Consider the following 25,134-nt stretch of genomic DNA (forward strand, 5'->3'; position numbering starts at 1 on the left):
CGGATGGGCCCGGGCGGGCGCGCACGGCCGCCGGGCCGCCCGGGTGACGCGATCATTCCTGGTCGTCGCCGTACCGGACCGTGACGCGCTCGAAGCCGAGCGAGCCGAGCAGTCCTTTCAACATGGCGGCGGTGTTCTTCTCCGCGCGGACGGTCAGTCCGCTCTCCTTCGCCGCTTCCGCTATGTGCCGGGCGGCGAGCTGGTTGACCGCCTGCTCGCTGCCGGGGTTGTCGGAGAAGAAGTCGCCCAGCCGGTCGAGGAGACCGCGTTGTTTGGACACCGCGTAGGAACGGTCGGGGTCGAGCGCCGGCTTGCCCAGCACCGCGTGGGGCAGCCGGATCTCGGCCGCGGTGCGGTCCTCGTTCACCACGACGCCGTTGTCGGTGACCTTGCCCAGGTCGACGGAGGCGCCGACCGTGCCCGCGCCGACGAACAGGGTGCGGGTGCCACGCACCACGTCGGGCAGGAACTTCGTGTCCTTCTCCAGGTCGACGACGACCTGGAAGTTGCCGGAGGCGGCCTCGTACGCGCTCATGTCCTGGATCGACTTGAGCACGGCCGGGCCGGACCGGTCGTGGGTCTCCTCGCCGAAGAGGTCGCCGAGTCCGGGCAGCAGACTCAGCCGGCTGCCGGCGAACAGCAGGACGAGGACGGCCGCGCCGATGCCGAGGACGTGCAGACACCCCCGGGCGGGGCGGGTGTTCCGCTTTCCGCCGCTGTGCGGCGCGGGCTCTGTGGTTACGTCGCTGGACGTCATGTCCTGCGTGTGACCCGCGCCCGGCGCTTTCAGTCCCGCTCCCGCCGCCCCCCGTACGAACTCCCGCACAAAATAGGCCCGTTCCGGTACGCACGAGCAGACGCGGGGCCTTCCGGCGGACGGCTCCGGTCAGCGCGGCGCGGCCGCCACCCGTACGCGGTCGCTGTCGCCGTCGGAGAGGAACGACGCCAGCTCGCTCCCCTGGTCGGCCACGGCGGCGCGGTCGGCGCGGGAGAGGGCGCCCAGGGGATCCACCGTGACGACGTCCTCGCTGACGGTCCAGGTGGCGGCCACCCGGCCGTCGACCAGGACGACGCGCTCCCCGGCCACCGAGAGCCCGCGGTGGGCATCGTCGATGATCCGGCTCCGGTCCTGATAACCGAGGATCGCGTTGTCGAAGGCCGGCAGGAACCGCACCGGGGCGGGAGTGTCCGGATCCGGTCGCGGCGCGTCGGGCAGATCGAGCAGCTCCCGGCCCCGCTCGTCGCGGAAGGAGACCAGCTCGTCGCGTACGGCGGTCACCGCGCCGGGCAGTCCGGCCAGCCCGGACCAGGCGCGCAGATCGGCCGTGGCGGCCGGACCGTGAGCGGCCAGATAGCGCCGCACCAGCGCCTGGCCGACCGGATCGGAACCGTCGGCGGCGGGCGGGTCGACCGGGCGGCCGAGCCACGAGGAGAGCGCGACATTGCGTACCCCGCCCTTCGTCCGCCACAGCCCCCGGGGCGGCGCCTGGGCCATCGGGACGAGGGCGGCGACCACCATCTCGCCCAGCGCCCGGGGCCCGGGACCCGGCCGGCCCGGGGCGAGCTCCCGCACGATCTCGGCCGCCGTGCGGGGCTCCCCGTCCGCCATCAAGTCCCGCGCCTCTGCGGCGAGTTCGTCGAGTTCCACCCCTTTCAGCTCGTCGCGGTAGACGCCGAGCACCCGCTGCCGCAGCATCGCGTCGTGGCGGGACCGCCAGGCGAGGACGTCGTCGGCGGTGACCAGATGGACCGTGCGGCGCATGAGATGGGTGCGCACGACGCCGCGCCGGGTCAGCAGATCCGAGAGGGCCGCCGGATCGAAGGCGGCCAGCCGGGACCAGAGCCCGACGAAGGGCTCCTGCGGCTCCTGGGCCTGGAGGCCGCAGAGGTGAGCCACCGCGTCCACGACCGGCTGGTCGGCCCGGTCGAGCAGCAACTGCCGCGCGAGCATGGCACGGTTCAGCGCCCGGTTGTCGAGGACGGTCATCGTGTCGTTTCTCCCTCTCGGTTGCCGCGGGCGCTTCCTCGCACATCCTCGCGCAAGCGCTACGCCCCGTTGTCGTGACGCCCCGGGCGTACCGGCGCCCGGGGTGCCCCGGTGCCCCGTCGGTCAGGTCGCCTGCCGCCCGTCGAGCGTCTCGCGCAGGATGTCCGCGTGGCCAGCGTGCTGTGCGGTCTCGGCGATGACGTGGGTCAGCACCCGCCGCACACTCCACTCCCCGCCGGGCTCGTTCCAGGGCGCGTCGGGAAGCGGATGCGCCGCCGCGAGGTCGGGAACCTCGAGGATGATCTTCTCGGTGCGGGCGGCGGCCTGCTCGTAGGCGTGGAGGACCCCGGCCGTCGTCTCACCGGGCAGCATCCGGAACTCCTTGTCCCGGTCGGCCATCCACGTCGGGAGCTCGCGTGCGGTGCCGGCCGCCAGGTCGCCCCAGGTGACTCCGTCGGGCAGCGCGAAGGACATCGCCGAGGGGCCCTCGGTCACGAAGCGCAGCCAGCTCTCCTCCATGGCCGTGACGTGCTTGACGAGACCGCCCAGGCACAGCGCGCTGACCGTCGGTCGCTCACCGGCCTGCTCGTCGCCGAGGCCTTCGACCGAGCGGATCAGGGCGGCTCGCACGGTGGCCAGCGCGGCGAGGAGGTCGGTGCGTTCGGCGTCCAGGGACGTGGGTGCTGCGGGCATGGCGATCGGGTCCTTCCGGTGTTTCCGTCGTTCGGTACGGATCAACCTTCGCAAGGGAAGAGGACAGGGTGTGGCCTCTTCTCCGGTCATACTGGCCTCATGCCGAAGACCTCAGCGCGACTGCTGGCGTTGCTCTCCCTGCTCCAGGCGCGCCGCGACTGGCCGGGCAGCCTGTTGGCCGAGCGGCTGCAGGTCAGTCCGCGCACGGTGCGGCGGGATGTCGACCGGTTGCGGGAGCTGGGCTATCCGATCGCGGCGTTCAAGGGGCCCGACGGCGGATACCGGCTGGACGCGGGCGCGCAGTTGCCGCCGTTGCTGTTCGACGACGATCAGGCCGTCGCGCTGGCCGTCGCCCTCCGGACGGCCGCCGCGACCGGAGCCGGGATCGGGGAGGCCGCGGCCCGCGCGCTCACCACCGTCCGGCAGGTCATGCCCGCCCGGCTGCGCCATCGCGTGGACGCGCTCCAGGTCACCACCGTCGAGCGCACGGGAGGGCGGACGCAGCCGCAGGCCGATCCGCGCGTGCTCCTGACGCTCAGCGCGGCGGTGCACGCCCGCGAGGTGCTGCGCTTCGACCACTCCCCCGCGTACGTTCCGGCGGAGGCCGACGCCGCGCCCGCGGTGCGCCGCGTGGAGCCGCACCGCCTGGTCACCTGGGGCGGGCGCTGGTATCTGGTCGCCTGGGACTTGGACCGCGCTGACTGGCGGACCTTCCGCGCGGACCGGATCACCCCACGGACCCCCACGGGCCCCCGGTTCACGCCCCGCGAGGTGCCAGGAGGCGATGTGGCCGCCTTCGTCGCCGCCCGCTTCCAGGGCTCCGACACCCCCGGGGAGTGGCCCTGCCGCGGCGAGGCGATCCTCGCCGCACCCGCCTCCGAGGTGGCCGGCCATCTCCGCCACGGCATCGTCGAGGAGCACGGCCCGGACCGCTGCCGGGTGATCCTGGGCGCCTGGTCCTGGCCCGGCCTGGCCGCCGAACTCGGCAGGTTCGACGTGGACATCGAGGTGGTCGGCCCGGACGCCCTCAGGGACGCCTTCGCCCACCTGGCCCGCCGTTACGCCGACGCGGCGGGGGCGGGGGCCGAGCCCGACAGGCCCTAGCGTCCGACGAGGCGGGTGTCGTCGGTCGTCGAGGTGGTCACGGACGTGGTGATGTTCCCCGCGAGACCCAGCACCAGGAACAGCACCACGAGCCACTTCGCGGCGCTGCTCAGGACCAGCGGGCGCGTGGCGGAGCGCGCCGGCTCACGGGCCACGGCGAGGTCGCCGTCGTCGCCGAACAGGCCCTTGGGGTAGGCCGGGGTGAGCATCATGACGTACGCGGAGAACCGCATCCGGTAGCGCAGGGTGGCCGCCGTCGCCTCGAACAGCGGGCGGGGCATCCGGCCGAGGCACAGCGTGATCAGCCACCAGACGAAGGCCAGCGCCCACCACCCGTACACGGCGAGGCTCTGCACGATCGCCGCCGGGATCATCAGGAAGACGCGGAACAGCACGGCCAGGCGGTTGAGCGGGGTGGGCCGCACCTCGATCCGCGCCGGATAGTCGGCCGGCGGGGTCAGGGCGAAGGGCGGGTAGCGGTCGATGAGCAGCATGTCGCTCGCCGATACGCGCATGTCGTAGCCGAGGACGCCGGCCAGGAAGCGGAAGACGGGGTCGGGCAGCCGCCCCAGCACCAGGGCCGCGAACCAGCCCACGATCACGGTGAAGAACGCCGCGATGTGCAGGAAGAACAGCACGATGAAGTGCGGGATGAGCAGCAGAAGTCGCAGAAGGACGGTCAGCCGCCGCTGACGTGCCGGTTCGACGATGTCCAGGACGGGCCTGAACTCGTCCGCGTCCATCTCCTTGCGGCCCGGGCTCCACTGGCCTTCGGCCATGTCGCTCCTCCTCGGCAGGGCGTCCGTACGGCATCCGCGCGCAGGACGTGTCCCCACCGTGCGTCCGGTCCGGGCCACCCGCAAACGGCCCGGGCCCGAACGGGTGCCGCGCTCAGCGGCTGCGGACGCGGGTACGGACGCGGTCGAGGAGGGAGCGGGGCTTCTTCGTGCTAGTGCCCTTCGTGGCGGCGGTCTTTGTGCCGGCGGGCTTCGTGGCGGTGCCCTTCTTCCCGGCGGACTTCGTCCTCGTGCCCTTCGCACCGGCCGGCTTGGTGCGAGCGGCCTTCGCACCGGCGGCCTTCGCACCGGGCGGCTTCGTACGAGCGGCCTTCGCGCCGGCGGTAAGCCTCGGCGTGCGCTTCGGCTCGGGAGCGGGCTCGGGCTCTGCCGGACGTTCGGAAGGGGCGGGAACGTCGGCGTACATGTAGTAGCGGTGGGTGATCCGGCGGCCCAGCACGAAGTAGCCCAGCAGCGCGCCCGCCGTGTTGAGGATGACGTCGTCGATGTCGAAGGCGCGGCCCGCGACCAGCGCGCCCTGGATCAGTTCGACCACGGCCATGGCGACGGCCGTCAGCAACGTCATCCGGATCATGCGCAGCCGACGCGGTACGAAGAACGGCAGCAGGAGACCGAACGGCACGCCGAGCAGCAGGTTTCCGCCCGCCTGTTTGCACGCGGCGAGGAAGGTGTAGTCCTCGGCGTACTGGCGCAGCGAGCGACCGGGGCGGAGGTTCGACGTCACGAGGTCCTCGGAGGCCGGTGAGGGCGTGAGCGTCACCTTGGCCAACAGGACGGAGAACACCACCAGTCCCAGCAGCACCACCGTCAGGACCGCGCCGCGCACCACCACACGTACCCATGTCCCCTGGCGTGTCCGGGGATTCGCCTCTGCTGTCATGGCCGACGAGTGCCCCGGCCCGGCCGGAACACACTCCTCGGCGGCCCGGTGGGACGAAATCTCACCCGCCCGTCCGCGACCTCCTGCGACGATGTGCGCATGAGCGCACGGACGAAGAAGGACCTGTTGGACGAGGCCGACCGGTTGCGTACCGGAGGCCGGCCCGAGGAGGCGCGCGAGCGGCTTCTCGCCCTGACCGCCGAGTACCCCGACGACGCGGAGGTGGCCTACCGCACGGCGTGGATCCACGATGTGCTGGGCCTGGAGTCGGAGGCCGTGCCGTACTACGAGCGTGCGCTGGCCAATCCGGAGCTCGCCGAGGAGGACCGGCGCGGGGCGCTCCTGGGCCTGGGCAGTACGTACCGGGTCCTCGGCCGGTACGGGCAGGCGGTGGAGACGCTGCGCCGGGGCGTCGAGGAGTTCCCGGACCACGGCGCGCTGCGGGCGTTCCTGGCGATGGCCCTGTTCAACACCGACGAGCACCACGAGGCGATGCGGCTGTTGCTGGAGTTGACCGCCACGACCAGCCAGGATCCGTCGGTTCAGGAGTACCGGCGGGCGATCGAGCACTACGCCAAGGATCTGCACGAGACCGTGTGACGGCCGCGCGCGTGAGGCTTTCGGCCGCGGCGCGCCGCAGCGTGGGCGACGCGCCGGTCCGAGAGGGGTGGGTGCCGAGAATGCTCGGGTGCCCACCGCTCCCCCGGCGCCCCCGCCGTCTCCGCCCCGCTCGACCTCTTCCGCCGCGCCCCGGCCCGGTGATCTGCCGTGGCGCGGCGAGGGAGCGCTGCTTCTCCTGTCCGCGGCTTCCGGGGCGGCGGACGCGTTCGTCTTCCTGTGCGTGGGGCAGGTCTTCGCCGGGGTGATGACCGGGAACCTGGTGCTGCTCGGGGCCTCGGCCGCCGGTGCGGGCGAGAGGGGCGTGGCGCTGAAGGTGGCCGTGGCCCTGGGCGCGTACTTCTGCGGGGCGGCGGCGGGTGCGCTGATGGCCGGGCGGCTCGGGCTCCGGGTTCCGGTGCTGCTGGGAGCGGAGGTCGTTCTGCTGGGGGCGGCGGCCGTGCTGTGGGGGCTGGAGCTGGTCTCCTCGTACGGGGACCGGCTCGGGTTGCTGGCCCTGGTGGCGGTCGCGATGGGCGTCCAGGGGCGCGTACGGGTGACGCCGACGAACTACTTCACCGGGACGCTGACCTCGCTCGCGGGCCGGGTGGCCCTGCGGGAGCTCCGGGGTGGGGACGGCTGGGTGCTGGGGCGGCTGGCCGCGGTGGTGGCAGGGGCGGCGGTCGCGGCCCTGGCCGAGCGGTGGTGGAGCCCGGGGGCCGCGTTGGGCGCGCTGGTGCCGGCTGCCGGTGCGCTGGTGCTGGAGACGGCCCCGCTCCGGGGCGGCGGGCCGCGGCCGGACAGGGGGAAGCCCCGGCCGGATCGGGGGAATCCAGCCGGGGCGGCTTGAGTGCGGGCGTGAAGGGCGGTCGCCTCTCGGCGAAAGGCTCCATGGGGCTTCGGTCGTCCGATCGTCCCCATGGGCTATAGGTGAGGCCCGGGGACACTGTCCCCCTCACACCCACGTATAGATGAACGATAAACCATCCTGGACTGTTCCCGGGAACCCGCCACCGCGGATGTGATCCACGGCACGGAATCCCGGACTCCACCGCTGGTCAGCGCTCGTTCGGGTCAGCTTCCGGACGTCTCGCCGGTGCCGTAACGGCGCCGGAACTGTTCGACCCGGCCCGCCGTGTCGACCACCTGGCGCCCGCCCGTGTAGAACGGGTGGCTCGCCGACGAGGTCTCGACGTCGATGACGGGGTAGGTGTTGCCGTCCTGCCACTGCACGCGCTCGCCGGAGTCGGCGGTCGAGCGGGTCAGGAAGGCGACGTCGGCCGCGCGGTCGCGGAAGACCACGGGACGGGAGACGGGGTGGATACGGGGCTTCATCGATGCGTTCCTTCCTCACCACCGAGAGCGGTGACAAACAGGAGATGGACTTCTTCCGGCCGGCGGACCCGGTCGGTCAGCGGGTCTCGCGGAACAGCACGTGCCGGCCGGCGGCGGAGTCGAACTTGCGGAGCTCCAGCCGGTCGGGGGTGTTGCGGCGGTTCTTGCGCGTCACGTAGCTCCGGCCCGTTCCGGCGGTGGAGCGGAGAGTGACGACGGGCCTGATCTCACTGCGTGCCATGGGCGCCTCCCTGATACCTCTGCCGACCCCACTCCCGTATCGGGAATGGGATTCGTTTTCGTTCTGGTGAGGTAACGCGAGCCACCCCCTCGGCATTCCCGCCCCACCACCGGCCCCGAACCATGTGGTCAACTCGCCCCGAACGCATGCCTGTTCGGATTATCATCACGCCGGAGAGCCGCTGGCATATGCCAGACGCACCAACGCATCGAGTGTTGCCAAATCCCTTACGGCCTGCCGTGGCCTGTGCGACAGTCGGTAGCGGTCCACCCTTCAGAACCGGCTAGGCCGCGCCTGTATCGGAGTACGAGATGCCGTCCCCCCTCTTCGCGGACCGCCCCGCACCACAGCCTCCCGCGCACGACGCCGTCGACGACCTGATCCACCGGACGCGTCGGCTCCGGGGGGATGTGGACGCCGTGCGGCGGGACGCCGCCCTGTTCGACGAGGACGACCCCCAGCTGCGCTGGCAGCGCGCCCTGTGCGAGCTGGCCGTGCACCACCTGGACAATCTCGACGAGCACCTGGGCCAGCTCAGGGCGGGTCTGCCGGGTCCGCGCACCGAGGACTCCGCTCCCCGGGACGACGAGGCCCCGGCCGGGCCGGGAGCCGGTTCCCCGCCGAACCGGGTGGGCAGCGCCGAGTGGAACCTCCTCACCGACGAGTCCAGCTGGTCCGACGAGCTGTACGAGATCTTCGGCAGGCCGCCCGGGTCCACACCCCTCTCGCTGGACGACCTGCCGTCCGTGCTGCTGCCCGAGGACCAGCCGCTGCTGACCGCCATGGTGACGGGCTGCCTCGTCGACGGCCGGCCGATGGACGGCGAGTTCCGCATCGTGCGCCCCGACGGCGACACCCGCACACTGCACATGACGGGCGAGCCGGTCCTGGACGCCGAGGGCTGCACCGCCTCGATGTGGGCGGTGCTGCGGGACGTCAGCGAGCTGCGCCGCAGCGAGCAGGCCGTGGGCAGGAGCCGTGCGTCGGTGCGGCGCGAGAAGCACATCCAGCGGACCGAGCACCGTATGGCGGTGGAGCTCCAGGAGACCGTCCTGCCGCCGTGGCGCGGCTCGCTCCGCCTCCCGGCCCGGGGTCCCGGGGCCCTGGACATCGCCGCGCACTATCTCCCCTCGGCGTCGAGCGGGCTCATCGGCGGCGACTGGTACGACGCGATGGAGCTCCCGGACGGACGCACCCTGCTCACCGTCGGCGACCTCACCGGGCACGGCATCCCCGCCACCTCGGCGATGGCGATGATGCTGGGCGCGCTGCGGGGCATGGCGGTCGCCGGCATCGAGCCGGGCGCGCTGCTGGGCCACCTCAACCAGGTCCTCGAAACGTCGGTCCAGCCCGCGCTGGGCAGCGCCCTGTGCTGCCGTTTCGACCCCGGCACCTCCCTTCTGTCCTGGGCACAGGCCGGACACCCCGCACCGCTGCTCTTCCGCGACGGTTCGGGACGGCTCCTGCCGCCGCCGGACGGCATGCTGCTCGGCGCCGCGTCCAACGTCGTCTTCGAGCAGGACGACGTACGGCTGCTCCCCGGCGACGTGCTCGTGCTGCACACCGACGGCCTGACCCGACGCGGCGACCGGGGTGCGGGCCCGGAGGCATTGCTCGCCCTCGCGCCCCGCTTCGCCGAGGCCCGTACGGCACAGGAGTGCGTCCGGAGTGTCGTCGAGGAGTTCGGCGGGACCGAACGACCGGACGACGCGTGCGTGCTGGTCGCCCGTATCGGGGCATGAGGAAGCGCCGACGTGTCGGGGCTGTGTCACAGCCCCGTCGGTGAGCCCTGTCAGTGAGCCCTGTCAGTGAGTACTGCCGGTGAGCACTGTCAGAGTGTGACGGAGCGCGGAACGGCGCGGCCGGGCCGGGTCAGATCTGTGTGCCCTTGGCCTTCTTCTGGTTCGGCAACGAGAGCTCGATCTCCTCACGCAGATCCTGGATTCCGGCGTATCCCGCGAACTGACCGGTGAGCCGGTACATTTCGCGGAGCCGGTCCCAGGTGCGGTGCGAGGAGGTCTCCCCCATCGACACCAGCGCGAGCCGGGCGTAACGGTCGGCCTGCTCGGGGTCGTTGGCGATGAAGCAGGCCGAGGCCAGCGAGATGTAGTCGAAGATCTTCGACCGCTGGCGCCCGTTGATCCGCAGCTCCAGGGCCTGCTTGGCATGGCGTTGGGCGATGATCGCGGCACCCGGGTCGTGCTCGGCCAGGGTGCGGAAGGCGAGCGCCTGCATGCCGTGCATATCGGCCTCGTCGAACATCTGCATCCAACTGGGCGGCGGCACATCGCCCTTGTCCGACACGAAGAGCTCCTCGGCCTCGCCGAGGGTGCGCCGCATGGCCTGGCCACGGCCCATCGACGCCTGTGCCCAGGCCTCGATGGTGCGCAGCATCGCCTGCGTACGGGGCAGGGTCTCGTCGCCGGAGCCGGACTTGGCGAGCTTCATCAGATCGAGCGCGTCGTCGGGCCGGCCCAGGTGCACCATCTGGCGCGCCGCCCGGGAGAGCGCTTCTCCGGCGCGTGGCCGGTCGCCGCCCTCGCGGGCCGCGTGCGCGGCGATGACGAAGTACTTCTGGGCGGTGGGCTCGAGGCCGACGTCGTGGGACATCCAGCCCGCCAGGACGGCGAGGTTGGCGGCGACGCCCCACAGGCGGCGCTGGAGATGGTCGGGGTGGCGGTAGGCGAGCATGCCGCCCACCTCGTTGAGCTGGCCCACGACCGCCTTGCGCTGAAGTCCGCCGCCCCGGGACGCGTCCCAGGCGCGGAAGACCTCGACCGAATGCTCCAGGGCCTCGATCTCCTCGGAGCCCACCGGAGCGGCCTCGTACCGGTCGAAACCGGCGGGATCGGCGTGCAGAGGATCGCTGGTACGTGGAGCGTCGGCCGCCAGAGCGGGGTCGCTGTGCAGCCAGTCGTACATGGGGCCGGCGATGGTTGAGCCGGCGGCGAGCGCGGCGCCCGCACCCACCAAGCCGCGTCGGTTGAGCATGAGGTCCATTCCCGTGAATTCGGTGAGGACCGCTGCCGTCCGTTCGGGCGCCCACGGCAATTGATCGGGATTGTTTTCCGTCCCGGAGTCTCGCCGTTTCCCCACACGCCCGCGTCGGCCGAACCCGAGGTCCTCGATGGTCACGACACGGCCGAGCCGCTCGGTGAACAGAGCCGCCAGCACTTCGGGCACGGGATCACGGGGGGATTCCCCCATGTCGATCCAGCGCCTGACCCGCGAGGTGTCGGTGGCCAGCTGCGGGTGGCCCATGGCCGCCGCCTGCCGGTTCACCATTCTCGCGAGTTCGCCCTTGGACCAGCCGGCCAGGCCGAACAGGTCGGAAAGACGGGTGTTGGGTTCTCCGGTCACTTCAAGCCCCCAGGTTCTCGGCTGACTTGACACTAACCCCCTGTCAGATGCGCTGTGACTATTCGCCAGGGTTCGCCAGGGTCCGCCAGATGGTCTGCCACCCGCGACGCGGTGTCAGGTAGGAAAGCGCCACCCCGCCCGGCAGCCCTAGGTACTCCCCAGGGTGCCGAACGGCCGTCGGCCGGGTTGGCGCACGTACCTTGTCGGCGCACGAAGGGATCTGTCTCGCCCATGTACACAGCATCGTCCTCCGTGTCCGCCCCGCCTCGTCCGCTCCGCCCGATGGGCGCCGGCGGCGGCCCCTATCTCGCTCCTCACGCCGGCGCACCGGCGCAGGGTCCGGGCCGGGCCCGACGGGCCGCGGGACCGGGCGCCGGACCGCTCAGCGGACGCATCGACCTGTCCGGCCCGCAGGGCGCGCAGGTGCGGATGGCCATCGCCTCCGTCCAGCGCATCTGCCCCGAGTTCAACCCGGTCCAGGTGCTGCGCCGCAGCGGCCGTTCGGTCCTGATCGTCGGAGCGACCGGGCGGGCCACCGCCGTCGCGAAGTGTTTACTGGACCACTCGCCGGCCTGGACCGAGCGGTTCCGGCACGAAATAGCGGCGTACCGCGCGTTCGTCCGGCACCGCCCCCCGGTTCGGGTGCCCCGGCTGATCGCGGCGGACCCGGAGAACTGCACGCTGGTGATCGAGCGGATGCCCGGCCGGGTCGCCGCCCTCACCCGGCATCCGGCGGAGGCGCCGCCGCGGGCCGACATCCGTGCCGCGCTGGGCGCGATCGCCCGGGTGAACGCCTGGCGGCCGCCGCCCGGACTGTTCGAGGCGCCGCTCGACTACGCCTCGCGGATCGCGCGCTACCACGAGCTCGGTCTGTTCACCGACCGTGACCTCGGCGATCTGCAGAAGCTGCTGCACGGCCTGGCCCACGCGGGCGGCCGGCAGGGCATGGGGCAGTTCTGCCACGGGGACGCGCTGCTCTCCAACATCCTGTTGTCGCCGACCGGGCCGGTACTCGTCGACTGGGAGCACGCCGGCTGGTATCTCCCGGGGTACGACCTGGCGACGCTGTGGGCGGTGCTGGGCGACGCGCCGGTGGCGCGCCGCCAGATCAGCCAGCTGGCCCAGGCCAGGGGCCCGGCCGCGCGGGACGCGTTCCTGGTGAACCTGATGCTGGTGCTGACTCGCGAGATCCGCAATTACGAGACGGCGGTGCAGCGCACCATGCGCGAGGCGCCCCCGGTGGGGGCGGGGCAGGACCGCCCCGGCGCGCTCTCCTCGGGCGAGGAGCAGCGGCTGCTGCTGCGGAGGCTGCACGACGACTGCGCCATGGCGCGGCGGGCGGTGCGGGCCGCGGTCGGCACCCGCTGAGCGACGACGGGGAGAACGACCACGCAGGACGACGCGGGCCGACGGCCCGCCCGCCGAGAACCACAGTGACCGCAGCGCTGTGAAGGCCGTGACCAGACCACTGTGAAGAAGGAAGCGCGCTGCGGGACCGGTGCCGACACACCGGTCCTGCAGCGCGCTGTTCCGGGGCCCGGACGGGCGGTTGCGACCGCCGTCCGGGCCCCGTCCGCGCGTGACCGGGCGCTGACCCTGTGCTGTTCCGGGGGCCCCGGCGGGTGAGGCCCGCCACGAGACCCACGTCACCTACGACCTCCGATAGGAGGCGCGAACCGTCCCGTCCGGCGTAACGAACAGCCCATTTGGCTCATAAATTGGCATCTCACGATGAAGAGTAGTAAAGGCGGTCATTGCTTCCCATGTCGGACAGCGCTAACCATGGATCCCGGCAAGCACCGAGTACGAGCCCGCGTCGATCGCCCACCGGCGAACGCGGCCCGGACACCCCGGTTCCTGCCGACGCGGCGCGAAGGCCGCGAAGCCCGTCCCCCATAGGAAGAGCTCACGCATGCCCCGCATCTCCACCCTGCGCATCACTCGCTCGCACAAGATCGCCACCGCTGTGCTCGTCGCGGCCGGTTCGGTCACCGCCATAGCCGCCACCGGCGGTGCGAGTGAGGCGCAGACCCCCCAGGCCCGCTCCTCCATCTCCGTGGAGCCGGTCGCCGCCGCGGGCATCCCCACGGCGAAGGACGCCGCGGCCAAGAAGGCCGCCGAGGCGACCGCCGCCAAGGAAGCCGCCGCGAAGAAGGCCGCCGCCAAGGCCGCCGCGGAGAAGGACGCCACCGAGGCGCGCTCCGAGAAGCAGGCCGCCAACCGCTCCACCGAGCGCAAGGCCGTCACGCCGAAGAAGTTCGCGAACAACCTCGACGGCTGGATCCGCGAGTCGCTCGACATCATGAAGAAGAAGAACATCCCCGGCTCCTACGAGGGGCTGCACCGCAACATCATGCGCGAGTCCAGCGGCAACCCGAACGCCGTCAACGACTGGGACATCAACGCGCGGAACGGCATTCCCTCCAAGGGTCTCCTCCAGGTGATCCAGCCCACCTTCGACGCGTACCACGTCAAGGGCACCCCGAAGAAGCTCACCGACCCGGTCGCCAACATCACCGCCGCCGCGAACTACGCCGCGGACCGGTACGGCTCGATCGACAACGTCGACTCCGCCTACTGAGCGACCGACTTCCGAGCACGCACAGGCCAAACCGCGATGATCTGACTAATCGCCGTCGTGCGTGCTCCGTATGGCCGAAGGGTAGTGCTGCGCGGACACCACCGGTCCGCGCGTTTCCCCGCGCGGAGGCTTCTGGAAAGGCCTGACGCACATGGCACAGCCCTTCTCACTGCCGGATTTCTATGTTCCGTATCCGGCGCGGCTCAACCCTCATGTGGAGGCGGCACGCACGCACACCCGGGCGTGGGCCCGCTCCATGGGGATGCTGGAGGGGTCCGGCATCTGGGAGGAGAAGGACCTGGAAGCGCACGACTACGCCCTGCTGTGCGCCTACACCCACCCCGACTGCTCGGCCGAGGCCCTGTCCCTGGTCACCGACTGGTACGTGTGGGTCTTCTTCTTCGACGACCACTTCCTGGAGCTGTTCAAGCGCACCCCCGACCGGGAGGGCGGCAAGCGGTATCTGGACCGGCTGCCCGCCTTCATGCCGATGGAGCGAGGCGCCCCGACCCCGGAGCCGGAGAACCCGGTCGAGGCGGGGCTCGCCGATCTGTGGGCCCGGACGGTCCCGGCGATGACGGACGCCTGGCGGGCCCGGTTCGCGGAGTCGACGGAGAACCTCCTCAACGAGTCCCTGTGGGAGCTCGCCAACATCCACGAGGGCCGCATCGCGAACCCCGTCGAGTACATCGAGATGCGCCGCAAGGTGGGCGGTGCGCCCTGGTCCGCGGGCCTGGTCGAGTACGCGGCGAACGCGGAGGTGCCGGCGTCGGTCGCCGGATCCCGGCCGCTGCGGGTGCTGCGGGACGCCTTCTCCGACGCGGTGCACCTGCGCAACGACCTCTTCTCCTACCAGCGTGAGGTGGAGGACGAGGGGGAGAACAGCAACGGCGTGCTGGTGCTGGAGAAGTTCCTCGACTGCTCCACGCAGGAGGCCGCCGACGCGGTCAACGACCTGCTGACCTCACGGCTCCAGCAGTTCGAGAACACCGCCCTCACCGAGCTCGGCCCGCTCTGCGCCGAGAAGGGCCTGGACCCGACCGAGACCGCCGCCGTGCTGGCGTACGTCAAGGGGCTCCAGGACTGGCAGTCCGGCGGCCACGAATGGCACATGCGCTCCAGCCGCTACATGAACGGCGGCGGCGCGGGCGAGGCCGTGGCCGGTTTCGGCATGTCCGCCGCCTCCATCAAACTCACGCTCCGCTCGGAGACCGCGCGGGCCCGCAGCCACAGTCATGTGCCGTACCAGCACGTGGGCCCCTCGCTGCTGCCGGACTTCGACCTGCCGTTCGGCACCACGCTGAGTCCTCATCTGGAGGGGGCCCGGGTCCGGCTCGTCGAGTGGGCGCGGCGGATGGGCATCCTGGAGGCCCAGCCGGGCGTGCCGGGTTCGCACATCTGGGACGAGCGGCGGATCGTCGCGATCGACCTGCCGCTCTGCGCGGCGGGCCTGCATCCGGACGCGACCCCGGACGAACTGGACCTGTCCTCGGGCTGGCTGGCCTGGGGAACGTACGGGGACGACTGGTTCCCGGTGGTGCACGGGCGGGCCCGGGACCTGACGGGGGCGCGGCTGGCCAACGAACGGCTGTCGCTGTTCATGCCGCTGGACGGCGAGGGGACGCCGGAGCCGGTGAACGCCCTGGAGCGGAGTCTGGCCGACCTGTGGCGCAGGACGGCCGCGCCGATGGACCTGAGCGCGCGGCGGACCTTCCGTACCTCGATCGAGTCGATGACCGAGAGCTGGCTGTGGGAGCTGGCGAACCAGGCGCAGAACCGCATCCCCGACCCGGTGGACTACGTGGAGATGCGGCGGGCGACGTTCGGCTCGGATCTGACGATGAGCCTGTGCCGGCTCGGGCACGGCAGGACCGTTCCGGACGAGGTCTACCGCAGCGGTCCGATGCGTTCCCTGGAGAACGCGGCGGCGGACTACGCCTGCCTGTTGAACGATCTGTTCTCGTACCAGAAGGAGATCGAGTACGAGGGCGAGGTGCACAACGGCGTCCTGGTCGTGCAGAACTTCTTCGGCGTGGACTATCCGACGGGCGTGGCGATCGTGCACGACCTGATGAATTCCCGGCTGCGGCAGTTCCTGCATGTCGCCGAGGTCGAATTCCCGGTGCTGTACGACGACTTCGACCTCGGCGCCGAGGCTCGGGAGATCCTGGCGGGCTATGTGCAGGAGCTCAAGCACTGGATCGCGGGGATCCTGATCTGGCACCGGGGCTGCCGCCGCTACCGTGAGGAGGATCTGCGGCAGGGGCACGACACGCCCTGGCACCTGAGCGGCCCCACGGGGCTCGGCACCTCGGCGGCGCAGGTGACTCGGCTGATGGCCCAACTGGCAGGTAGTGCTGTGTAGTTGACGATTCCGCGGCCCGTCGTACGGAGGAACGCGCGGCGGGCCGCAGCCGACGGAACAGGCCGCCCGGCATATGCGGGCGGCCTATGGAGATACGTTTCAGCCTTGCTGGAACAGCTCCGCGGGCAGGGGCTTGAGCAGGGTGTACAGGTCGTCGGTGATCGGCCGGTCCCAGCTGGCGATGGTCACCAGGACGCCGTCGCTGCGGTCGAACTGGACGCAGGCGATCCGGCTCTCGGAGAGCTTGACCCGGCGGACGATCAGCAGATTGTCGCCCTGCATGACCGGGACGTCCTCGGAGCTGACGACCTCGATCGGCTCGTCGTTCTCCAGGGCGAGGAGCAGCTGGGCCACCTCGAAGGGGACCTGGCCCTCCTCGGTCTCGCGGGCGGGCGAGCCTTCCGGGAGGTTGCCGATGATCATCGCCGGGCCCCGGCCGCCGTACAGGTCGTAACGGAGGAAGACGCCCTGGCAGCTGCCGTCAGGGGCGGGGAGCAGACCGGCGCCGAGGTTGCCGGGCCAGTCCCCGGGGTCCATGGCCAGGACGTCGAAGTCCGGGCCCGCGGGTGTTGCGGCGCTACGGCGGCGGAGGAAGGACATGCCTGCCATGTTACGTGTCCCGGCTCACGTTGCGGAGCCGGGCCCGGGCCCCGTGGGACCGGGCCCGCCGCGTTCTCTCAGCCGGGCGGGGGCTCGGACCCCACGAGCCACATGGCGAAGAACTGTGCCCCTCCCCCGTACGCGTGACCGAGCGCCCTCGTGGCCCCGTCGATCTGGTGCTCGCCGGCCCGCCCGCGCACCTGGAGGGCCGCCTCGGCGAAGCGGATCATGCCGGACGCGCCGATGGGGTTGGTGGACAGCACGCCGCCCGACGGGTTGACGGGAAGGTCGCCGTCGAGTTCGGTGACGCCCGCCTCGGTGAGCTTCCAGCCCTCGCCCTCGTCGGCGAAGCCGAGGTTCTCCAGCCACATCGGCTCGTACCAGGAGAACGGTACGTACATCTCGACAGCGTCGATCTCGCGGCGCGGGTCGGTGATCCGGGCCTGTCGGTAGACGTCGGCCGCGCAGTCCTTCCCGGCCTGCGGGGAGACGAAGTCCTTGCCCGCGAAGAGCGTCGGTTCGCTGCGCATCGCCCCGCCGTGCACCCAGGCGGGCGGGTGGGGTGCGCGGGCCGCGCCTTCCCGGCCGGTGAGGATCATGGCGCAGGCGCCGTCGGAGGAGGGGCAGGTCTCGGAGTAGCGGATCGGGTCCCAGAGCATGGGGGCGGCCCGGACCTTCTCCAGGGTGATGTCGTGGTCGTGGAGGTGCGCGTAGGGGTTCTTCAGCGCGTTGCGGCGGTCCTTGTACGCGACGAGCGATCCGACCTCGTCGGGCGCTCCGGTACGCCGCATGTACGCGCGCACGTGCGGGGCGAAGAAGCCGCCCGCCCCGGCCAGCAGCGGCTGCTGGAAGGGGACGGGCAGGGAGAGCCCCCACATGGCGTTGGACTCGGACTGTTTCTCGAAGGCGAGGGTGAGGACGGTGCGGTGCACGCGGGCGGCGACGAGGTTGGCGGCGACCAGGGCGGTGGAGCCGCCGACCGAGCCCGCCGTGTGCACGCGGAGCATCGGTTTGCCGACGGCGCCCAGCGCGTCGGCGAGGTAGAGCTCCGGCATCATGACGCCCTCGAAGAAGTCGGGCGCCTTGCCGATCACGACGGCGTCGATGTCGCTCCAGGTCAGCCCGGCGTCCGCCAGGGCGCGGACGGCGGCCTCTCGGACCAGCCCGGCGATGGACACGTCGTGCCGGGCGGCGACGTGCTTGGTCTGGCCGATGCCGACGACGGCGACGGGCTCCTTAGGCATGAGCGCTCTCCCCTTCCAGGACGGCGACCAGGTTCTGTTGCAGGCAGGGTCCCGAGGTGGCGTGCGCGAGGGCCCGGTCGGACTCGCCGCGGTGGATGCGGGCGGCGGCCTCGCCGAGCCGGATCAGTCCGGCGGCCATCACGGGGTTGGCGGCGAGCGCCCCGCCGGAGGGGTTGACGCGGACGTCGTCGCCGAGCCCGAGCGCCTTGCGCAGGACGACTTCCTGCGAGGTGAACGGGGCGTGCAGCTCGGCTGTGTCGACGGGCCGTTCGAAGGCTCCGGCGTGCTGGGCGGCGAGCCGGGCGGAAGGGCTGTCGGTCAGGTCGCGGACGCCGAGGCCGTGCGCCTCGATGCGGTGGTCGATGCCCCGGATCCAGGCGGGCCGTTCGCACAGCTCGCGGGCGGTGTCCCCGGCGGCGAGGACCACGGCGGCCGCGCCGTCGCCGATGGGCGGGCAGTCAGCGGTGCGCAGCGGCCGTACGAGGTGGTCGCCGACCGGGACGTCGCCGGTGAGCTGGGCGTACGGATTACCGACGGCGGCGGTGCGGTTACGGGCGGCAACCTCGGCGAGGGCGGGTTCGTCGGTGTCTCCGGCGTCGATGAGGGCCTGCGCCTGGAGGGCGGCGAGCGCGACGGAGTCCGGCCAGAGCGGGGCCAGGTAGTAGGGGTCGAGCTGGCGGGTCAGGACGTCGCGGACCCGGCCGGGCGAGGACTTGCCGTAGGAGTAGACGAGCGCGGTGTCCGCCTCCCCTGTCTGGATCTTGACCCAGGCCTCGTACAGCGCCCAGGCCCCGTCCATCTCGACGTGCGACTCGGAGATGGGCGGATGGGCGCCGACACCGTCGAGCGCCATGGTGAAGGAGAAGGCCCGCCCGGCGAGGTAGTCGGCGGAGCCGGAGCAGGTGAACCCGATCTCGTTGGCCTTGAGGCCGGTCGCGCCCAGGACCTCGTGGAGGACGGGCATCAGCAGGTCGACCTCGGAGAGCTCGTCGGTGCGCCGCCGGTGTGCACTCTGGGCGAAGGCGACGATGGCCACGTCCCGCATCTACACCAGCTCCTTGTACGTGTCGTAGTCGGCGTCGGGCTCTCCGGTGGGCCGGTAGTGGTCCACGTGGCGGGCGCCCTCGCTCCAGACGGGCTCGACGCGCAGCCCCATGCGCACCTGGTCGTAGGGGATTCCGGCGATGCGGCCGTGGAGGGCGAGGTCGGCGCCGTCGAGGGCGATGTGGGCGTAGACGTACGGGACTTCGATATCGAGGTTCGCCGTATGAGCAGCCTTGATGTTGACGATGCAGAACGTGGTGACCGTGCCGCGCGGTCCGACCTCGACCTGTTCGGCGGTGGCGACCCCGCAGGTGGGACAGGCGCCGCGCGGCGGTACGTAGACCTTGCGGCAGGACGGGCAGCGTTCGCCGACGGTGCGGCGTTCCTCCAGGGCCTTGATGTAGGCGCTCTGGGCGCGGCCCGGGGTGTGGACGTAGTCGAGGCGGGCCGGGGTGACGATGCCGGTGACGGGGTCGGCGAACTCAGCGGTGTGCGGGGCGGGTTCGGAGCCGTCGGGCTCACCCTCGTACGGTTCGAAGCAGGCGATGTCGGTGATGGCGCCGGTGCGGGTCGCGGCCCAGCGGATCCGGACGCGCATCCCGGTGCGCACGGCGTCGGGTCCGGGCGCGTCGAGTACGTGCAGGAGTGCGGTGCCGGCCCCGTCGAGGCGGACGAGGACCCAGGCGAAGGGGGTGTCGAGCGGCTGGTCACGGCGGGGGGCCGGGTTCCAGGCCCAGGTGGTGACGGTGCCGGTGGGGGCGACCTCGACGAGGTCGCGGATCTCGTTCGCGGTGACGGGGTCGTACTCGACGGGTGGCACGAGCACCGTGCCGTCCTCCGTGCGGACACCGAGGACGGTGCGTTCGCGCAGTCCGGTGAGGAAGGCGCTCTGCACCGGCCCGAGCGAGCGGGTGAAGGGGAATTCGACCACCAGCGGGGCGCTGAGGACGTCGGTCATGGCTCTCTCCTCGGGTCAGGCGCGCCGGTAGACGGGCGGGCGCTTCTCGGCGAAGGCACGGGCGCCCTCCTTGGCGTCCTCGGTGGCGAACACGGGCCAGCCGCGCTTGAGTTCGGCGGCCAGCGCCTCGGTCTCGGTCAGCTCGGCGCCCTCGTAGACCGAGGCCTTGACGGCCTCGACGGCGAGCGGCCCGCAGGCGTTCACCCGCTCGGCGACGGCGAGGGCCTCCTCCAGTGCGGTTCCGTCGGGCACGACCCTGCCGACGAGCCCGATGGCGGCTGCCTCCTCGGCGGTGTAGGAGCGGCCGGTGAGCAGCATTTCGAGGGCGTGGGTGCGGGGGATCTGGCGGGGCAGCCGGACGGTGGAGCCGCCGATCGGGAAGAGGCCCCGGCGCACTTCGAAGAGCCCGAAGGTGGCGCCCGCTCCGGCGATGCGGATGTCGGTGCCCTGGAGGATCTCGGTGCCGCCCGCGACACAGGGGCCTTCCACGGCGGCGATGACCGGTTTGCGGGGGCGGTGGTGGCGCAGCATCGCCTTCCAGTGGAGGTCCGGGTCGGCCGTCATCCGCTCCCGGTACTCCTCCCCCGCCATTCCGCCGCCCGCCAGCGCCTTGAGGTCCATGCCCGCGCAGAACGCGCCGCCCGCGCCGGTGAGGACGACGGAGCGGATCGCGTCGTCCTCGTCGGCCTCGATCCAGCCGTCGTGGAGGCCGACGAGCATCGGCAGCGAGAGCGCGTTCCTGGCCTGTGGTCTGTTCAAGGTGAGCACCAGCGTGGCGCCTTCGCGCCGCACGGTGAGGTGTTCCGTACCGCCCATGACCGACTCCTGTCTCCAGACCTGGAACAGGTTGCAGGAGGAGGGGTCGCAGTTCAATAGTTTTCTGACAGCTCGTCAGATTGTTTCGACGCCACCTCTTCCCACTTGTGCCGCCCGGCGCTCTAATGACGGCCGAGTCGCCAGTCATCCGGGGTCAGGAGGAACGGTGGAGTACAACCTTGCCGACCTGTTCGAATCGGTCGCCGACACGGTGCCCGACCGCGAGGCGCTCCTGTACGTCGACCATCCCGGTACGGGCGCGGAGCGGCGGCTCACCTACGCGGAGCTGGACGCCGCCGCCAACCGGATCGCCCACCACCTGATCGACGCGGGCATCCGGCCGGGCGAGCACCTGGGGCTGCACCTCTACAACGGGGTCGAATACCTCCAGACGGTGCTGGGCGCCCTCAAGGCCAGGATCGTTCCGGTGAACGTCAACTATCGTTACGTAGAAGAGGAATTGGTCTATCTCTACCGGGACGCCGACCTGGCGGCGCTGGTCTTCGACGGCGAGTTCGACGAGCGGGTCGCGGCGGCCGCCCCGCAGGCCCCGGGGCTGCGCCATCTGATCCGGGTGGGCCCCGCCGGCGCCGCTCCCCCGGCCGGGCCGGTCGTGCCGTTCGCCGAGGCGGAGGACTCGGGCGCGGCCGGGCGCGGCTTCGCGGCCCGCTCCGCCGACGACCAGTTGATCATCTACACCGGCGGCACGACCGGCATGCCGAAGGGCGTGATGTGGCGTCAGGAGGACCTGTTCTTCTCGGGTCTGGGCGGCGGTGCGCCGACCGGTGAGCCGGTGAAGGCCCCGCAGGAGCTGGCGGAGCGGGTCGCCGCGGGTGGCGACGGCATCACCTTCTTCCCCACCCCGCCGCTGATGCACGGGACCTCCACGCTGACCGCGTTCATCGGCTTCAACTTCGGCCAACGGGTCGTCGTGCACCGCAAGTTCGTGCCCGATGAGGTGCTGCGGACGATCGAGAAGGAGAAGGTCACCAGTGTGTCACTGGTCGGCGACGCGATGCTGCGTCCGCTGATCGACTGCCTCAAGGGGCCGCAGCGCGGGACGGACTGCTCGTCGCTGTTCTCCGTCTCCAGCTCCGGGGCGATCATGTCGGACTCGGTGCGGGCGGAGTTCCAGGCGCTGGTGCCGACGGTGATGCTGCTGAACAACTTCGGCTCATCGGAGTCCGGCTTCAACGGCACGGCCACCGCCGACTCGGGGCCGGAGAAGGGCTTCCGGGTGCAGGTCAACGCCCGTACGGCGGTGGTCGATCCGGTCACGTACGAGCCGGTGGCCCCCGGTGAGCCGGGCCGCATCGCCCAGCGCGGGCATGTCCCGCTCGGCTACTACAACGACCCGGCCAAGACCGCCGACACCTTCTTCCGCCGGGGCGAGGAACGGTGGGTGCTGCTGGGCGACATGGCGACCGTGGACGCGGACGGCATCGTCACCGTGCTCGGCCGGGGCTCCCAGTGCATCAACACCGGGGGCGAGAAGGTGTATCCGGAGGAGGTCGAGCAGGCGCTGAAGTCCCATCCGGACGTGTACGACGCGCTCGTCGCGGGCGTTCCGGACGAGCGCTGGGGCAACCGGGTCGCCGCCGTGGTCCAACTCCGCGACGGGGCCGATGCGTTGACTCTGGATTCGGTGCAGACGCACTGCCGGACGCGGCTCGCCGGCTACAAGATCCCCCGGGCCCTGGTGCTGGCCGACCGGATCCAGCGTTCGCCGAGCGGCAAGGCGGACTACCGGTGGGCGAAGACGGTGGCGGCGGAGGCCGCGCGGAGCTGAACGACCGGCCGGCCGACGCCCCCGGCCCCGGGCCCCCGGTCGGCAAGCCCTGCCGCCCCGGTCGCTGATCGTCAAACGCCCCGTCGCCCATCGTCAAGGACAGGGCGGGAGGCGAACCGCAGACTGGTGGGGCGGGCGTCGGGGTGCCCGGTGCCACGGGGGTGTGCCGAGCACCTCACCCGCCTTCGTCAGCGCGCCGGTTCCGCCCGGTCCCGGAGTCCGGCGTGGCGGTAGTCGCTGGGGGACATGCCGTGGGCGGCGCGGAACACCCGGCTGAAGTGGGCGGGCGCGCCGAAACCGCACCGGGCGGCGATCGTGTGCAGTGGTGTGTGGGCCAGGGCGGGGTCGGCGAGGTCCCGGCGGGCCCGTTCGAGGCGTCGGCTGCGGATGAGTGCGGCCACCGTGGTGCCCTCCTGCTGGAAGAGCCGGTGCAGATGCCGGGTGGAGATGTGGTGCGCGGCGGCGACGGCGGCCGGGGTGAGCCGGGGGTCGTGGAGATTGCGGCCGATGAAGGTGCGGATGGTCAGGACGAGGTTGCGGGTCCGGGTCTCCGGCGACAGGGCCGTCTCCCGGTCGAGCCCACCGGCGAGCAGTCCGGCCGCGAGATCGAGCAGGACCCGGTTCAGCCGGGGCCCGTCGGCGGGACCGTAGGAGTCCGACTGGTCCACCAGATGGGTGACGAACTGGCTGAACAGCGCGCCGAAGCCGTGCCGGCCGGAGAGAGGCCGGCCGAGCAGCTCGTCCAGCGAGGTGCTCGTCGGCAGGGGCAGCAGCGACCGGGGGAAGTCCACCCCCACCCCCACGATCGGCTCGTCGACGGTGCCGACGTCACTGGGTCTGGACACGTCGAGGACGTAGAGGTCGTACGGTCCGACGGCGCTGCGCAGCCCGCCCTGATCGACGAGCACGGTCCCGCTGCCGGGCAGGACCAGCGTCATGTGGAGCAGTCCCGGGTCGGACTGCCGGATCAGCCGGGGTGTGCGCCGGTAGCGGGAGGCGTGCAGACAAGTGGGCCACAGCAAGGTGTCCTCGACGCGCAGGAGCCGGTGGTCGGCCCAGAAGTCGTCCGCGTGCGGGCTCGTGATCTCCATGGGCGCGACGACATCGGTCATGCACTGCTGCCAGCGGGCGAACCGGTCGCTCCGCGGCAGGGCATCGGTCCTGAACCGCCCTTCGGTCAGCACGCCCCGCCGCCTCCCTTCCGGTCGGTGAGCCCGAACGACCGGATCGCCGCGAGGAATTCCTCCGGCCGGTCCGTGTGGATCAGATGCCCCGCGTCGATGGTGACCAGCTCGGCGTCCGGTATCGCGCGGACCATCCGCACCAGCTGTTCCTGGTCGATGTGGCTGGCGGGGCCGCCGCCGATGACGAGGGTGGGCGCGGTGATCTCCGGGAACCGCCCGGGGACGGCCGGGTCGGGGTCGTTCAGCTGGGCGTCGGTGTCGGGGACCACGGGCCAGTCGAAGTCGAGGTCGCCCGCCGGGCGGACGGAGAGCGGCCGGGGCGGGTCGAGCGGGTACAGCGGCGGCGCGTCCTCGATGATCAGCCGCCCGATCAGGTCCGGTTCCCGCTGGGCCAGGAGGTAGGCGGCGACCCCGCCCATGGAGTGTCCGACGACGGTCGCCCCGGCCAGGTTGCGGGCCTCCAGGAAGGCGTGCAGGTCGTCGCGGAACATCTCGAAGGAGTAGCGGCCGGGCCAGTCGCTCAGCCCGTGGCCCCGGAAGTCGGGGGCGTACACCCGGTGGTCGGCGGCCAGGTCCTCCGCGATCCGGGTCCAGGTCGCGCCGGAGCCCGCCCGGCCGTGCAGCAGGACGACGGGCGGGGCCTCGGGGGCGCCCCACACCCGGTGGGCCAGCCGGACCCCGCCGGCCTGCACGCTCAGGATCTCCGGGTCGAGGAAGGCCGCCACCGTACGGGCGAAGGCTCCGGGGTCGTCCAGCCACGGGAAGTGCCCCGCGCCGCGCTGGACGACGAACTCGGCGTGCGGGAAGAGCGCGGCGAGCTCGGTGGCGCGGTCCGGGCTCGGGTGGCCGTCGTACTCCCCGGCCAGGACCAGCACCGGCACGGTCACCTCGCGCAGGGCGGCGGCGGTGGCGGCGGGGTCGAACGCGCCCTCGGCGGCGTAGTGGTCACGGGCCTCGGGGTTGGTCTGTCCGGCCGAGGCCTCGGCGTGGGCGCGGGCCGCCTCGTCCCAGCGGCCGTACGTGAGCGGCCGGACGGCAGGCCACAGCTCCGCGAAGGGCCCGCCGGCGAGCAGCGCTTCCTGGGCGGCCCTGGCCTCGGGGTACCAGGGCTCGTCGCGCCGCAGTTCGGCGGACTCGCGCAGATCCTGGTCGGTCACCTCGATGCCCACGGCCCGGGTGCTGGGCGTGATCAGGGTGAGGGTGCGCAGCCGTTCCGGGTGGCGGGCGGCGTACAGCAGGGCGAGGTCCGCGCCCGCGGAGTGGGTCAGGACGTCGATCCGGTCGAGGCCCAGGTGTTCGCGCAGCGCCTCCACATCGTCGACGAGGCGGTCGCAACGGTACGTCGAGGGGTCCTCGGGCACCCCGGAGTCGCCGGTGCCGCGCAGGTCCGCGAGGACCAGCTGCCGACGGGCGGCGAGCCCGCCCAGGTCTCCGAGATACGCGCTCGCCCGCATCGGCCCGCCGGGCAGGCAGATCAGCGGTTCGCCCTCCCCCACCAGGCGATAGGCGAGCGGGGTCGTGTCGTACGCGGAGAAGATCGGCATACGCCACATCCAAAC

23 protein-coding genes are annotated in these 25,134 nt (G+C 72.0%); 8 read left to right on the forward strand and 15 right to left on the reverse strand.

The genetic code is table 11. The features are described from left to right. Positions 1 to 52: 52 nt before the first annotated feature. From KV381_RS00810 to KV381_RS00820, 3 genes are all read right to left on the reverse strand, one after another. The gene (locus KV381_RS00810; protein ID WP_030086531.1) at positions 53 to 757 is read right to left on the reverse strand and encodes a DUF4230 domain-containing protein; all 705 of its coding nucleotides are present in this window, start codon (positions 755 to 757) and stop codon (positions 53 to 55) included. Positions 758 to 886: 129 nt separating this feature from the next. Further along, entirely contained in the window at positions 887 to 1,987 is a 1,101-nt protein-coding gene (locus KV381_RS00815) for a winged helix DNA-binding domain-containing protein (RefSeq protein WP_086778092.1), read from the reverse strand. 123 nt (positions 1,988 to 2,110) lie between these two features. Next, positions 2,111 to 2,680, reverse strand: coding sequence for a DinB family protein (locus KV381_RS00820; protein ID WP_086778093.1), 570 nt, complete (start codon positions 2,678 to 2,680; stop codon positions 2,111 to 2,113). Positions 2,681 to 2,779: 99 nt separating this feature from the next. Here KV381_RS00820 and KV381_RS00825 point away from each other — a divergent pair, with 99 nt between their 5' ends. Then, a complete protein-coding gene (locus KV381_RS00825) occupies positions 2,780 to 3,784 on the forward strand; it encodes a YafY family protein (protein ID WP_218784248.1) in 1,005 nt (334 codons plus the stop codon). Here KV381_RS00825 and KV381_RS00830 read toward each other — a convergent pair. Together KV381_RS00830 and KV381_RS00835 are read right to left on the reverse strand one after the other, a co-directional pair. After that, positions 3,781 to 4,563 carry a DUF4389 domain-containing protein gene (locus KV381_RS00830; protein ID WP_218784249.1) on the reverse strand — a complete coding sequence of 261 codons (783 nt, stop codon included), beginning with the start codon at positions 4,561 to 4,563 and terminating at the stop codon, positions 3,781 to 3,783. The genes KV381_RS00825 and KV381_RS00830 overlap by 4 nt on opposite strands. A 112-nt stretch (positions 4,564 to 4,675) precedes the next feature. Then, the gene (locus KV381_RS00835; RefSeq protein WP_030086522.1) at positions 4,676 to 5,413 is read right to left on the reverse strand and encodes a VanZ family protein; all 738 of its coding nucleotides are present in this window, start codon (positions 5,411 to 5,413) and stop codon (positions 4,676 to 4,678) included. Positions 5,414 to 5,560: 147 nt separating this feature from the next. On the opposite strand from KV381_RS00835, the gene KV381_RS00840 reads away from it, so the two are divergent. Together KV381_RS00840 and KV381_RS00845 are read left to right on the forward strand one after the other, a co-directional pair. Next, positions 5,561 to 6,061, forward strand: coding sequence for a tetratricopeptide repeat protein (locus KV381_RS00840; protein WP_030086520.1), 501 nt, complete (start codon positions 5,561 to 5,563; stop codon positions 6,059 to 6,061). A gap of 163 nt (positions 6,062 to 6,224) precedes the next feature. After that, the gene (locus KV381_RS00845; protein ID WP_030086518.1) at positions 6,225 to 6,908 is read left to right on the forward strand and encodes a YoaK family protein; all 684 of its coding nucleotides are present in this window, start codon (positions 6,225 to 6,227) and stop codon (positions 6,906 to 6,908) included. Positions 6,909 to 7,132: 224 nt separating this feature from the next. Here the strand turns inward: KV381_RS00845 and KV381_RS00850 are convergent, their stop codons facing one another. Beyond that, positions 7,133 to 7,393, reverse strand: coding sequence for a type B 50S ribosomal protein L31 (locus tag KV381_RS00850; RefSeq protein ID WP_030086515.1), 261 nt, complete (start codon positions 7,391 to 7,393; stop codon positions 7,133 to 7,135). A 76-nt stretch (positions 7,394 to 7,469) separates the two neighbouring features. Further along, the gene (rpmG, locus tag KV381_RS00855) at positions 7,470 to 7,634 is read right to left on the reverse strand and encodes a 50S ribosomal protein L33 (RefSeq protein ID WP_030086513.1); all 165 of its coding nucleotides are present in this window, start codon (positions 7,632 to 7,634) and stop codon (positions 7,470 to 7,472) included. 311 nt (positions 7,635 to 7,945) lie between these two features. On the opposite strand from rpmG, the gene KV381_RS00860 reads away from it, so the two are divergent. Beyond that, entirely contained in the window at positions 7,946 to 9,376 is a 1,431-nt protein-coding gene (locus KV381_RS00860; RefSeq protein WP_030629881.1) for a PP2C family protein-serine/threonine phosphatase, read from the forward strand. A 130-nt stretch (positions 9,377 to 9,506) separates the two neighbouring features. On the opposite strand, the gene KV381_RS00865 is transcribed toward KV381_RS00860, so the two are convergent. Next, the gene (locus KV381_RS00865) at positions 9,507 to 10,994 is read right to left on the reverse strand and encodes a hypothetical protein (protein WP_030086509.1); all 1,488 of its coding nucleotides are present in this window, start codon (positions 10,992 to 10,994) and stop codon (positions 9,507 to 9,509) included. A 231-nt stretch (positions 10,995 to 11,225) separates the two neighbouring features. Between KV381_RS00865 and KV381_RS00870 the strand changes: the two genes are divergently transcribed. From KV381_RS00870 to KV381_RS00880, 3 genes are all read left to right on the forward strand, one after another. Further along, positions 11,226 to 12,362 (forward strand): aminoglycoside phosphotransferase family protein, encoded by a 1,137-nt coding sequence (locus KV381_RS00870; protein WP_086778366.1) that lies wholly within the window; start codon positions 11,226 to 11,228, stop codon positions 12,360 to 12,362. 544 nt (positions 12,363 to 12,906) lie between these two features. Beyond that, the gene (locus KV381_RS00875) at positions 12,907 to 13,575 is read left to right on the forward strand and encodes a transglycosylase SLT domain-containing protein (protein WP_030086507.1); all 669 of its coding nucleotides are present in this window, start codon (positions 12,907 to 12,909) and stop codon (positions 13,573 to 13,575) included. Positions 13,576 to 13,726: 151 nt separating this feature from the next. Further along, positions 13,727 to 15,940: a terpene synthase family protein gene (locus KV381_RS00880; protein WP_030629878.1), complete on the forward strand. Its 2,214-nt coding sequence runs from the start codon at positions 13,727 to 13,729 to the stop codon at positions 15,938 to 15,940. Between the two features lie 99 nt (positions 15,941 to 16,039). Here KV381_RS00880 and KV381_RS00885 read toward each other — a convergent pair whose 3' ends face one another. The 5 genes from KV381_RS00885 to KV381_RS00905 form a co-directional block, all read right to left on the reverse strand. Continuing rightward, entirely contained in the window at positions 16,040 to 16,540 is a 501-nt protein-coding gene (locus KV381_RS00885; protein ID WP_003971159.1) for a hypothetical protein, read from the reverse strand. A gap of 77 nt (positions 16,541 to 16,617) precedes the next feature. Then, the gene (locus KV381_RS00890) at positions 16,618 to 17,784 is read right to left on the reverse strand and encodes a thiolase domain-containing protein (protein WP_218784250.1); all 1,167 of its coding nucleotides are present in this window, start codon (positions 17,782 to 17,784) and stop codon (positions 16,618 to 16,620) included. Continuing rightward, positions 17,777 to 18,829 carry a thiolase domain-containing protein gene (locus tag KV381_RS00895; RefSeq protein WP_193464008.1) on the reverse strand — a complete coding sequence of 351 codons (1,053 nt, stop codon included), beginning with the start codon at positions 18,827 to 18,829 and terminating at the stop codon, positions 17,777 to 17,779. The genes KV381_RS00890 and KV381_RS00895 overlap by 8 nt, the downstream gene beginning before the upstream one ends. Then, positions 18,830 to 19,786, reverse strand: a complete 957-nt coding sequence (locus tag KV381_RS00900) for a Zn-ribbon domain-containing OB-fold protein (RefSeq protein ID WP_218784251.1) — start codon at positions 19,784 to 19,786, stop codon at positions 18,830 to 18,832. It abuts the gene before it with no gap. Between the two features lie 15 nt (positions 19,787 to 19,801). Then, the gene (locus tag KV381_RS00905) at positions 19,802 to 20,602 is read right to left on the reverse strand and encodes a crotonase/enoyl-CoA hydratase family protein (protein WP_218784252.1); all 801 of its coding nucleotides are present in this window, start codon (positions 20,600 to 20,602) and stop codon (positions 19,802 to 19,804) included. A gap of 166 nt (positions 20,603 to 20,768) precedes the next feature. Between KV381_RS00905 and KV381_RS00910 the strand changes: the two genes are divergently transcribed. Beyond that, entirely contained in the window at positions 20,769 to 22,391 is a 1,623-nt protein-coding gene (locus KV381_RS00910) for an acyl-CoA synthetase (RefSeq protein ID WP_218784253.1), read from the forward strand. Between the two features lie 188 nt (positions 22,392 to 22,579). Here the strand turns inward: KV381_RS00910 and KV381_RS00915 are convergent, their stop codons facing one another. Then, the gene (locus KV381_RS00915) at positions 22,580 to 23,575 is read right to left on the reverse strand and encodes a helix-turn-helix domain-containing protein (protein WP_218784254.1); all 996 of its coding nucleotides are present in this window, start codon (positions 23,573 to 23,575) and stop codon (positions 22,580 to 22,582) included. Beyond that, complete coding sequence (locus KV381_RS00920; RefSeq protein ID WP_086777879.1) at positions 23,569 to 25,119, reverse strand: alpha/beta fold hydrolase; 1,551 nt, start codon at positions 25,117 to 25,119, stop codon at positions 23,569 to 23,571. Before KV381_RS00920 ends, KV381_RS00915 begins: the two co-directional genes overlap by 7 nt. Between the last annotated feature and the right edge of the window lie 15 nt (positions 25,120 to 25,134).

This window comes from Streptomyces sp. WY228, from assembly GCF_019287315.1.
In the GTDB taxonomy this organism is placed as follows: domain Bacteria; phylum Actinomycetota; class Actinomycetes; order Streptomycetales; family Streptomycetaceae; genus Streptomyces; species Streptomyces caviscabies.